At 71.7% G+C, this 10693-nt stretch carries 9 protein-coding genes; 2 read left to right on the plus strand and 7 right to left on the minus strand.

Annotation, left to right across the window (positions count from 1 at the left end; translation table 11 throughout):
* Window positions 1-74: 74 nt before the first annotated feature.
* From JKV81_RS25005 to JKV81_RS25020, 4 genes are all read right to left on the minus strand, one after another.
* Complete coding sequence (locus tag JKV81_RS25005) at window positions 75-1064, minus strand: malate dehydrogenase (RefSeq protein ID WP_129265128.1); 990 nt, start codon at window positions 1062-1064, stop codon at window positions 75-77.
* Window positions 1065-1239: 175 nt separating this feature from the next.
* Window positions 1240-2343, minus strand: coding sequence for an XRE family transcriptional regulator (locus JKV81_RS25010; protein ID WP_202077878.1), 1104 nt, complete (start codon window positions 2341-2343; stop codon window positions 1240-1242).
* Between the two features lie 444 nt (window positions 2344-2787).
* Window positions 2788-3438, minus strand: coding sequence for a DUF3017 domain-containing protein (locus JKV81_RS25015; protein ID WP_202077880.1), 651 nt, complete (start codon window positions 3436-3438; stop codon window positions 2788-2790).
* Between the two features lie 19 nt (window positions 3439-3457).
* Window positions 3458-4336, minus strand: a complete 879-nt coding sequence (locus tag JKV81_RS25020) for a bifunctional methylenetetrahydrofolate dehydrogenase/methenyltetrahydrofolate cyclohydrolase (protein WP_202077883.1) — start codon at window positions 4334-4336, stop codon at window positions 3458-3460.
* Between the two features lie 237 nt (window positions 4337-4573).
* Between JKV81_RS25020 and JKV81_RS25025 the strand changes: the two genes are divergently transcribed.
* The gene (locus tag JKV81_RS25025) at window positions 4574-5179 is read left to right on the plus strand and encodes a hypothetical protein (protein WP_129265125.1); all 606 of its coding nucleotides are present in this window, start codon (window positions 4574-4576) and stop codon (window positions 5177-5179) included.
* 59 nt (window positions 5180-5238) lie between these two features.
* Here the strand turns inward: JKV81_RS25025 and JKV81_RS25030 are convergent, their stop codons facing one another.
* The 3 genes from JKV81_RS25030 to purN all read right to left on the minus strand — a co-directional run bounded on the left by JKV81_RS25030 (window position 5239) and on the right by purN (window position 9067).
* The gene (locus tag JKV81_RS25030; RefSeq protein WP_372444248.1) at window positions 5239-6699 is read right to left on the minus strand and encodes a DUF2079 domain-containing protein; all 1461 of its coding nucleotides are present in this window, start codon (window positions 6697-6699) and stop codon (window positions 5239-5241) included.
* A gap of 171 nt (window positions 6700-6870) precedes the next feature.
* Entirely contained in the window at window positions 6871-8424 is a 1554-nt protein-coding gene (purH, locus tag JKV81_RS25035) for a bifunctional phosphoribosylaminoimidazolecarboxamide formyltransferase/IMP cyclohydrolase (protein WP_124274305.1), read from the minus strand.
* On the minus strand, window positions 8411-9067 hold the full coding sequence (purN, locus tag JKV81_RS25040) for a phosphoribosylglycinamide formyltransferase (protein WP_124274304.1): 657 nt from the start codon (window positions 9065-9067) through the stop codon (window positions 8411-8413). Before purN ends, purH begins: the two co-directional genes overlap by 14 nt.
* 239 nt (window positions 9068-9306) lie before the next feature.
* On the opposite strand from purN, the gene JKV81_RS25045 reads away from it, so the two are divergent.
* The gene (locus tag JKV81_RS25045; protein ID WP_129265123.1) at window positions 9307-10302 is read left to right on the plus strand and encodes a hypothetical protein; all 996 of its coding nucleotides are present in this window, start codon (window positions 9307-9309) and stop codon (window positions 10300-10302) included.
* The last annotated feature ends 391 nt before the right edge of the window (window positions 10303-10693 follow it).

Genomic DNA, 10693 nt, shown 5'->3' on the forward strand with positions numbered 1-10693 from the left:
GGGCGCCCCCGGCAGCAGCTGCTGCCGGGGGCGCCCTCGTACCGCTCCGGTGTCCGGCCGGGGCCGGAGTCCGGTCAGATCAGGCCGAGCTCGCGGACCGCGTCGCGCTCCTCGGTGAGCTCCTTGACCGACGCGTCGATGCGCGCACGGGAGAACTCGTTGATGTCCAGGCCCTGGACGATCTCGTACTTCCCGTCCTTCGTGGTGACCGGGAAGGAGGAGATGATGCCCTCGGGCACGCCGTAGGAGCCGTCCGACGGGATACCCATCGAGGTCCAGTCGCCCTCGGCGGTGCCGTTGACCCAGGTGTGCACGTGGTCGATGGCGGCGTTGGCGGCCGAGGCGGCCGAGGACGCGCCACGGGCCTCGATGATCGCGGCGCCGCGCTTGGCGACGGTCGGGATGAAGGTGTCGGCCAGCCATGCCTCGTCGTTGACGACCTCGGCGGCGTTCTTGCCGGCGATCTCCGCGTGGAAGATGTCCGGGTACTGGGTCGCCGAGTGGTTGCCCCAGATCGTCAGCCGCTTGATGTCGGAGACGGCGGAACCGGTCCTGGCGGCCAGCTGCGAGATCGCGCGGTTGTGGTCCAGACGCGTCATCGCCGTGAAGCGCTCCGCCGGTACGTCCGGGGCGGCGGCCTGGGCGATGAGGGCGTTGGTGTTGGCCGGGTTGCCGACAACGAGGACCTTGATGTCGTCCGCGGCGTTGTCGTTGATGGCCTTGCCCTGCGGCTTGAAGATGCCGCCGTTGGCGGACAGCAGGTCGCCGCGCTCCATGCCCTTGGTGCGCGGGCGGGCGCCGACGAGGAGGGCGACGTTCGCGCCGGCGAAGCCGACGTTGGGGTCGTCCGTGATCTCGATGCCGCGCAGCAGCGGGAAGGCGCAGTCGTCGAGCTCCATGGCGGTGCCCTCGGCGGCCTTCAGGCCCTGCGGGATCTCGAGGAGTCGCAGGTTGACCGGCACATCCGGGCCGAGCAGGTGGCCGGAGGCGATGCGGAAGAGCAGCGCGTAGCCGATCTGGCCGGCTGCGCCGGTCACGGTGACATTCACGGGAGTGCGGGTCATGGCGATCTCCGTTAGACAGCTGGCGGTGGGGGTCCCTGCCCCTGGTGCTGGATATCTCTGAATCTTGACGTGAAGAGATATCCAGCCGTCAGGCTATCCGACCCTCGCCGCCCGGACCGCCCGCCCCCCTGTGGCACCGCGCACAGTCGGTCACGCAGCGCAGCGGCGCCGTGCGTCACTCAGGTGTGGTGCAGCCGGTCGTCCCGGAGGCGAGGGTCGCGCACGCCTCGGCGTCGGAGGCCTTCTTCACGGCGACCATCGGGGTGTACGCGTCGGCATCGGCGTCGACCGTGCCCTCCTGCTCCGACGAGCCGTCCGTGATCTTCACGGTGTCGCCCGGGGACGCCTGGGTGATACGGGCCCACGCGGCCCCGCAGGTCTCGCTGTAGCGGACCTCGACGAGGCCCCCGCCGACGGTCGCCCTGGCGACCGTCCCGGCGAACTCGCCGCCGCAGCCCATGGCTTCCGGGTCCTGGCCGGTGCAGTCGGCGCCGCTGCACTCGACCCCGGCGGGCAGCTGCGGCGCACTCGCGGTGGGCTCGGCGGAGGGTGTCGCGGCCGCCGCACCCGCGTCGTCGTCCCCGCCCAGGTCCGTGAGGAGCACGGCGCCGGCTATCAGCAGCAGCGCGCCCACGACGCCGGCGAGGACCAGGGGCAGCTTGCGACGGCCGCCCTCCTTCCGGTCTCCGGGACCGCTGCCCGTGAGGTGGTCGCTCCCGCCCGCGTCCGGAACGGCTCCGGGGTGCGGCTGCTGCGGGATCCGCGGAGCCGTGGAGCGCTGGACGGGCACGGACGGGCGGCCCGCGCCGGGCCCCTCGCCGACGGGCCCGCCGGCGGTGGAGACGCCCGTACCACCCCCGACGCCCGTACCGCTCGTACCGCTCGTGCCGCCGGCCGTGCGGGCCGCGCGCCTGCTCGCCACGGGGGCCGCCGCCACACCCGCCTCGTTGAGCGCGGCACGCGCCTGGGAGATCCTGATGGCCTCCATCGTCATGTCGTGGCGCATCTCGGAGCGGCTCCAGGCACGCTCGGCCAGCTCCCACATCGTGGTCAGATGGTGGAGTTGAGTGTCCGTCACCTCGGCGAGCGCGACGATCGCGCCCTTGGGTGCGAGCAGCCTGCCGTTGAGATACCGCTCCCATGACGTCTTGCTGTAGCCCGTGCGGTCGGCGACCGCGGCCAGGCTCAGTCCGCTGCGGTCCACCAGTCTGCGCAGCTGGCCCGCGAACTCCCGCACCTGCGGATCGAGTTCTTCCGGTAGTGCCTTCCAACGAGGCATTGCTTCCCCCCAGTAGATTCCCCCGGCCGTTCCCCGGCGCGCCCCCGACCCCGGCACCGGGCTTACCTTCCTGCCGCCGGAACGTCGGTCCCGCACTCCGGCCTACCCAGAAGGATGCACGGATCCAGGATGTCAGTTCCGGACAAAGGGGCGCACGGGGGCATTCGGTATGAGCACGGGCTCCGTTGTGCGCCGTAGCGCATCACCGAGCCGCTTCCCCGGTCCGCCCTTCCGCCCTTCCGTCCGTTGCGCGGCGATCACACGATGGCGGAATGGTCACCTCCGTGCCACAGGCACCAGGCATCCCTTGAACCCGGTACCTCATGTCCATGACGCTTGACCCAGGACAGGGCAAGGCCGCTCAAGTCACCTCATTCCGGCGCTTCGTGCACCGGATCCCCTGTCCGGTGTCCGTCCCTTCTCGGGGGAGGGGACGGACACCACTCAGCGGATCGTGAAGTGGACCACGTCCGGCAGGAACGGGACGTCCAGCCAGGGATCAGGCTGCGCCATCAGCGCGAGCAGCACGATCAGCGTCCCCATCAGGCCGTACGTGACCAGATCGGTGAACCGGGACCGTACGGCGAGCATGCCGACGGAGGGCACCACCCAGCGCAGCACCGCTCCGGCGAGCAGCGCGACACCCATCAGCATGGCGCCGACCCGGAACGCCTCGGCGAACGGATCGGTCCCCACGATCAGCAGCCCGAGCCCCGCGGTGCAGAGCACCGTGAGCAGCGGCCACTGCCGGGCGGGGGCGGGGGCGTCCCCGGGTGCCGCCCGGCCGCCGCCCTCGGGGCGCGCGGTGTCGCGGGTCAGCGAGAAGCGCCGCGAGGGCGCCCAGGTCGAACCGCTCTCCCCTGCCGGGGCCTCGGCCTCTCCGGGAGCACCGGCTTCACCGGCCTCACCGGCCGCCGCAGTCACCCCGGCCTCCTCGGACGTGCCGGTCCCCTTGGACATGCCGGCCCCCTCGGGCGTCTCCGTCCCGTCGGACGTCCCTGTCGCGTCGGACACGGCTGTCTCCTCGGACACGACTGTCTCCTCGGCCGGCCCGTCCGCGTGCGTACCGCCCGCCGGACTCGTACCAGCGCCCATGACGTTCCTCCGGCCCGGATCAGCCGGCGGAGACGGCGGAGGCCTCGGCGGCGGCACGCTCGGCCGCCTCGACCACGTTGACGAGCAGCTGGGCCCGGGTCATCGGGCCGACACCGCCCGGGTTCGGGGCGACCCAGGCGGCCACCTCGGCCACACCGGGGTGGACGTCGCCGACGATCTTGCCGTTCTCGTCCCGGCTGACACCGACGTCCAGCACGGCCGCGCCCGGCTTCACGTCCTCGGGCTTGATCAGGTGGGGCACCCCGGCGGCGGCGACGATGATGTCGGCCTGCCTGAGGTGCGCCGAGAGGTCACGGGTGCCGGTGTGGCACTGGGTGACCGTCGCATTCTCCGACTTGCGGGTCAGCAGCAGCGGGAGGGGGCGGCCGATGGTGACGCCGCGGCCGACGACGACCACATGGGCGCCGTTGATCTCCACGCCGTGGCGGCGCAGCAGGGTGACGACGCCCTGCGGGGTGCAGGGCAGCGGGCCGGTCTCGTTCAGCACCAGCTTGCCCAGGCTCATGTGGTGCAGCCCGTCCGCGTCCTTCGCCGGGTCCATCAGCTCCAGGATGCGGTTGGTGTCGATGCCCTTGGGGAGGGGGAGCTGCACGATGTACCCCGTGCACTCGGGGTTGGCGTTGAGCTCCCGTACGACCTCCTCGATCTCCTCCTGGGTGGCGGTGTCGGGGAGTTCGCGCTGGATGGAGCCCATGCCGACCTGGGCGCAGTCACGGTGCTTGCCGTTCACGTACCAGCGGCTGCCCGGGTCGTCACCGACGAGGAGGGTTCCCAGGCCGGGTGTGATGCCCTGTGCCTTGAGGGCCGCCACGCGGACGGTCAGATCGGACTTGATCGCAGCTGCGGTGGCCTTGCCATCGAGAATCTGGGCAGTCATGGTCCCCATCCTCGCGGATGACCCCGCCCGCGTACCAATCCTGGCTTGCCACCTGGACGCGAGATTGCACTTGCACAACGCATTCGGCAATCGGCTGGACAAAACGTGGATGTCACGACGACGATAAGTCCCGCATCACCGCGGGTAGTGTCGGGGGGACCAACCGTTCAGATTGCGCAGATTTCCTCCGTCAGGACCGCGTCGTCCCCGACAGATCGCAAACGGAGGAAATTCGCCATGAGCTTCGGCGACCCCAACAACCCCTACGGCCAGCAGCAGGGTGGGCAGCCGCCCCAGGGTCAGCCCGGCTACGGCTACCCCCAGCAGGCCCCGCAGGGCGTTCCCCAGCAGGGCTACGGCTACCCGCAGGCCCCGCCGGTCCAGGGCGGTTACGGCTTCCCGGGCGGGCCCACGGAGATGCCCGGCGGTGTGAAGGCCGCACGCGTCATGCTCTACGTGATCGCCGGCCTCCAGGTCATCGGCACGATCTTCGTCGCCCTCGCCGCGGCGGCCGTGAACGCGGCCAAGAACGACGCGACGCTTCAGGAGGACGTCCAGTTCCAGCAGCTGGCCGACTACTCGGGTGGCGTGCTGTGGGCCATCGCCGTCTTCGCCGTGCTGTGGGGCGTCTTCGCCGTCGTCCTCGCCGCGAAGTTCGGCAAGGGGGGCAACGGCCTGCGCGTGACGACCATCGTGTTCGGTGTGATCACCGCGATCCTCGGCATCTACCCCTTCGTCGTGATGGGCCTCGTCCACACGATCCTCGCCGTCCTGGTGGTCGTCTTCGTGGCGAAGTCCGACGGCGGCGCCTGGTTCAACCGCCAGCAGCAGCCGCAGTACTGAGCTGCCCGCACCCGCACGCGTGAAGGCCGTGGCACCCGCTCGACCGGGGTGTGCGGCCTTCAGCCGTTCTCGGGCACCTTCGTCGTCCGCTCCATGACGACGAAGGAACCCGCGACGCGGGTGACCCGGTAGCGCGCCTCCGGGTGCAGCTGCTGGGCGTACTTCACCGGGTCGTCGATCGGCTGCGACCAGCCGAAGTCCAGGTTGATCGCGACGACGTCGGGGGCGGTCCCGGGAGCCCCGCCGACCCAGTAGACCGTGCGGTCCGAGGTCAGGTGGGCCATCAGCGTGATGTCCGTCTCCACCCGCGCGCCCACCGGGACGGCGTCCAGCGCCTCCTCGGCGGCGTGGGTGCGCGCGTCGGCGCGGTACGTCTCCGGGCGCAGCAGCTCACGGAGCGGAAGGTGCTGGGTGAGGGCGACGGCGACCGCCGCGGCCATGGGGACGGCGACGTTCGCGTAGGAGACGAGCCAGGGCCGCTTCGAGCCCTGGCTGCGCCGGACGCCGTCGGCCATGGCCAGGAAGACCACCGGCATCAGGATCGCGCTGTAGTGCCAGACCATGCCCCAGTGGTTGGAGTCCTGGGAGAGCAGACGCCAGCCGAGCGTCGGCAGGACGAGCAGGACCAGGGGTGAGCGCAGCGCCATGAAGGCGGTGATGCCGACGAGGAAGACCAGCATCTCCAGCTTGACGGAGGAGTCGAGGACGCCGAGGACGGAGTCCAGCAGGGAGACCTCCTGGCCGCCGTTCTCCTCGATCTTCTTCCAGTAGTCGTACGTTCCCGCGCTGCTGGCCGCCGGTATGAGCACCAGCACGGTGAGCGCGAACGCGAACACACCGAAGGCCGCCAGCAGGAAGCCCTGGAGCCGTCGCCCGTACAGGGCCAGCAGCAGGCCGACCACGGCGACGGTGACCCCGAGGTCCTCCTTGACCAGGACGAGCGGGAGTGACCACAGGACGACGGCCCGCCACCGCTCCATGAGCAGCGCCCGGCAGACCAGGGCCAGCAGCGGGACGGCGAACGCGATCTCGTGGAAGTCGGCCTTCACCGCTTCCTGGAGCCCCCAGGACAGTCCGTACGCGACGGTGGCGCAGAGGCCCGCGCGTCCGCCCAGGATCTGCTGGACCGTACGCCCCACGACGACCGCGGAGCCGGCGAACAGGGCGGCCTGGGCGAACAGCAGGGCGACCGCGGACGGCCAGATCCAGTAAAGGGGGACGAGGAGCGCCACCACGGGGCTGAAGTGGTCGCCGAGTATCAGATAGCCCGGGCCCTTGATGTCGACGACGGGGGCGTCGAAACCGGCGTACGCGCGCACCTCCTGCTCGAAGATGCCGAGGTCCCAGGAGGGCGACTGGAAGTGGCTGTACCGCAGGTACCCGTAGAGGAAGTAGAGCGCGCACAGGACCACGGCGGCGATCAGGTACGGGCGCAGCGGCGCCGGGTGCCGCGTACGCCCGGCCGGCTCCTCGGCCTGCTCCCCGGACACGCCGGTCTCGCTCTGGTTCAGGTCAAGCACGGTGCCCCCCGCAACGGAATCCCTCACTGGTCACTGCCGGTCGCGCCGGTCACGCCACGGCCGACAAGGCCATTCATTAGAACAGAGGGACGACTGATCTCCGTACGCCGGGACGCACCGCAGGCCGCACCCGGAGCGGGTACGGCCTGCGGTCCGTCACTGCGGGCGGCGTCAGTGGAAGAAGTGGCGCGTGCCCGTGAAGTACATGGTCACGCCCGCCTTCTGCGCGGCCTCGACGACGAGCTCGTCACGGACCGAGCCGCCCGGCTGGGCGACAGCCCTGATGCCGGCGGCGGTGAGGATCTCCAGCCCGTCGGGGAAGGGGAAGAAGGCGTCGGACGCGGCGTACGCGCCCCGTGCCCGCTCCTCGCCCGCGCGCTCGACGGCGAGCTTCGCGGAGTCGACGCGGTTGACCTGGCCCATGCCGACGCCGACCGAGGCGCCGTCCTTGGCGAGCAGGATGGCGTTGGACTTGACGGCCCGGCAGGCCTTCCACGCGAAGGCGAGCTCCTTCAGCTCGTCGGCGGACAGGGCCTCACCGGCGGCGAGGGTCCAGTTGGCCGGGTCGTCGCCGTCCGCCTGGAGCCGGTCGGTGACCTGGAGCAGGGCGCCGCCGTCGATCGGCTTGACCTCGACGGGCGCGGTCGGGGCGTCGGGGCAGCGCAGCACGCGGATGTTCTTCTTACGGGCGAGGATCTCGACCGCACCGTCCTCGTACGCCGGGGCGACGATGACCTCGGTGAAGATCTCGGCGACCTGCTCGGCCATCGCGACGGTCACCGGACGGTTGACGGCGATGACGCCGCCGTAGGCGGAGAGCGGGTCGCAGGCGTGCGCGTTGCGGTGGGCCTCGGCGATGTCGTCGGCGATCGCGATGCCGCACGGGTTGGCGTGCTTGATGATCGCGACGCACGGCTCGGCGTGGTCGTAGGCGGCGCGGCGGGCGGCGTCGGTGTCCGTGTAGTTGTTGTAGGACATCTCCTTGCCGTGCAGCTGCTCGGCCTCGGCGAGACCGCCCTCGCCGGAGGTGTAGAGCGCGGCGGGCTGGTGCGGGTTCTCGCCGTAGCGCAGGACGTTCTTACGCGCGTACGTCGCACCGGTGAAGTCCGGGAAGCCGGAGTCGTCGGCGGCCGCGTAGCCCTCGGCGAACCAGGCGGCCACGGCCACGTCGTACGCGGCGGTGTGCTGGAAGGCCTCGGCGGCGAGCCGCTTGCGGGCGGTCAGGTCGAAGCCGCCCTCCTTCACCGCGGCGAGGACGTCGGCGTACCGCTCGGGGCTGGTGACGACCGCCACGGACGGGTGGTTCTTGGCGGCGGCACGGACCATCGAGGGGCCGCCGATGTCGATCTGCTCCACGCACTCGTCGTCGGACGCGCCGGAGGCGACGGTCGCGGAGAACGGGTACAGGTTGACGACGACCAGGTCGAACGGCTCCACACCGAGCTCGGCGAGCTGCTCGCGGTGGGCGTCCAGGCGCAGGTCGGCGAGGATGCCGGCGTGCACGCGGGGGTGCAGCGTCTTGACCCGGCCGTCGAGACACTCGGGGAAGCCGGTGAGCTCCTCGACCTTGGTGACCGGCACCCCGGCGGCTGCGATCTTCCCGGCGGTGGAGCCGGTGGAGACCAGCTCGACGCCTGCCTCGTGCAGACCGCGGGCGAGGTCTTCGAGCCCCGTCTTGTCGTAGACGCTGACCAGGGCGCGGCGGATGGGCTTATTCACCGACATGACCGAGATGAACCTTTCGTCCCTCAATGCGATAGCCGTCGCGGGCGAGCCGCCCCACGGCCTCGACGAGCAGCTTGCGCTCGACTTCCTTGATGCGTTCATGGAGGGCGGCTTCGCCCTCCACCGTTTCCTCTTCGGTCACCTCGACCACGCCCTGCGCGATGATCGGACCGGTGTCGACGCCGTCGTCGACGAAGTGGACGGTGCACCCGGTGACCTTCACGCCGTACGCGAGTGCGTCGCGGACGCCGTGAGCACCGGGAAAGCTGGGGAGCAGGGCGGGGTGGGTGTTGATGATGCGGCCGCCGAACCCGGCCAGGAACGCCTTGCCCACGATCTTCATGAATCCCGCGGACACCACGAGGTCCGGGCGGTGTTCCGCCACGGCTTCCGTCAGGGCGGCGTCCCACTCGTCACGGCTCGCGTACTCGCCGAGCTTGCACACGAAGGTGGGAAGTCCGGCGCGCTCGGCGCGCTCGACGCCGAGGGTGCCGTGACGGTCCGCGCCGACCGCGACGATCCGGGCGCCGTAGCCGTCGGGATCGTCACCGATGGCGTCGAGGAGTGCCTGGAGATTGGTGCCTGAGCCGGAGACGAGCACGACCACACGGGCCGGAGCGGCGGAGGAGGGCGGGGAGGCCACGTGGGGGCCCTTTCTCGCGTGGTGCAGCAGGTACGCGATGTACAGGAGGTGCGTTTGTATGGTCGTACGAAAGAAGCTCGTCCCGGGATACGGGGAACTCTACGAACGGTCCGACCGTCAGCAACGATACCGGCACACCCGGCGGCCCCCACGGGACGGGGGCGTAGCCGGGAGGTAGCGTCAGGGGTCAGGGAACCGCCCCCGGGCGGAAATGACGAGATGGGGAAGACGTTCACCACATGCCGGACCGCCTCCGCACCGCCCTTGGCCACCCGCTGCCCGAGCGGGCCTCCACGCTGATGCGGGAACGCCAGTCCTCATCGCCGGACTCCTCGTCGGGTCCGGGTTCTCCTTCGGGTCCGGGTTCTCCTTCGGGTCCGGGGTCCTCCGGGGGCTCGGGGTCCTCGCCGTCGGGGTCCTCACCGTCGGGGTCGCCCTCGTCCGGGTCGTCCTCGTCCGGGTCGTCCTCTTCGGGGTCGTCGGACGACAACCCGTTCGCGGCACCGCCCGAGGACCGGCCCGACCAGCCCTGGCAGCCCCGCCACCCCTCCCACGCGCCGGGAAACCACGGCAACGGCGGGAACGGTGAGGGCGGCGAGGGGAACGGCGACGACCGCCCGGTCTGGGGCAGTCAGTGGAGCGACCAGCAGCCGGGCCGCCAGAGCGGCGGCTTCGGTGGCCGTCCCGGCGGCACCGGCGGACCGAGCGGCCAGGGCGGCGGCCCCGAGGGCAACCCCGGCGGGCTGCGCTGGGACCCGACCGACCCCGCGCAGCGGCGCGCACGCTACGCGGTGCTGGGCGGCATGTGGGCGTTCTTCTTCGCCCTCTTCGACTTCCCCGAGATCGCGATGCTCCTCGGCGCCCTCGCCGTGTACTGGTCGATCAGCGCGCTCCGCGGCGGGCCGCGGAAGAACCAGGCGGCCGGCCAGGGGCAGGCGGCGGTGTCCGGCGCGACCGGTCCGGACCGGGCCGCCACGCCCCCGCCGCCGGGGGCCGCACCCTCCGCCGCACCCGCCACCGCGCAGAGCAGCAGCCGCCAGCAGACGACGGCGGCGGTCAGCGGGCTGGTGACGGCACTGCTGGCGCTGGCGATCGTGGCCACGGGCTACACGGTGCAGCTGGTCTACCGCGACTACTACACCTGCGTGAACGACGCGCTGACCAAGACCGGCGCGCTCGCCTGCAACGACAAGCTGCCCGACCCGCTGGAGCCCTTCTTCGGCGTGAAGGAGTAGCCCCCGCCGCGCACCGGCAGCGCTCGCTCCTGCGGAGCAGCTCTCAGGGCGCAGCCTCACGGCCGGGTTCCGAGTGCCCCTGGGCATCCGGGACCTGGCCGCTCGGCGTTTCGGGGACGGGAGCGGGGCCGGGGGCGTGTGCAGGGGCGGGCTGAGGCTCTGGAGCGGGCGCGGGCCGAGGCTCCGCGGTCGGCTCGGGGGTGGCCCGTACGGGCGTGCGTACGGCCTTCGGGTCCGGCTCCGCGGGCGGGGCCGACTCCGGGACCGGGGCCGGGACCTGATCCGGCTTCGGAGCCGACTCCGGGACCGGGGCCGGAACCGGCTTGGCTACCGGGGCCGGGTCCGGCTTGACGACCGGGGCCGGAACCGGGTCCGGCTTGGCGACCGGGGC

This window comes from Streptomyces silvae, assembly GCF_016745505.1.
Classification (GTDB): domain Bacteria; phylum Actinomycetota; class Actinomycetes; order Streptomycetales; family Streptomycetaceae; genus Streptomyces; species Streptomyces silvae.

Excerpts from the sequence above, each read along its gene's own strand:
- JKV81_RS25005 (WP_129265128.1), bottom strand. The coding sequence starts at position 1,064 with ATGACCCGCACTCCCGTGAATGTCACCGTGACCGGCGCAGCCGGCCAG.
- JKV81_RS25010 (WP_202077878.1), bottom strand. The coding sequence starts at position 2,343 with ATGCCTCGTTGGAAGGCACTACCGGAAGAACTCGATCCGCAGGTGCGG.
- JKV81_RS25015 (WP_202077880.1), bottom strand. The coding sequence starts at position 3,438 with ATGGGCGCTGGTACGAGTCCGGCGGGCGGTACGCACGCGGACGGGCCG.
- JKV81_RS25020 (WP_202077883.1), bottom strand. The coding sequence starts at position 4,336 with ATGACTGCCCAGATTCTCGATGGCAAGGCCACCGCAGCTGCGATCAAG.
- JKV81_RS25025 (WP_129265125.1), top strand. The coding sequence starts at position 4,574 with ATGAGCTTCGGCGACCCCAACAACCCCTACGGCCAGCAGCAGGGTGGG.
- purH (WP_124274305.1), bottom strand. The coding sequence starts at position 8,424 with ATGTCGGTGAATAAGCCCATCCGCCGCGCCCTGGTCAGCGTCTACGAC.
- JKV81_RS25045 (WP_129265123.1), top strand. The coding sequence starts at position 9,307 with ATGCCGGACCGCCTCCGCACCGCCCTTGGCCACCCGCTGCCCGAGCGG.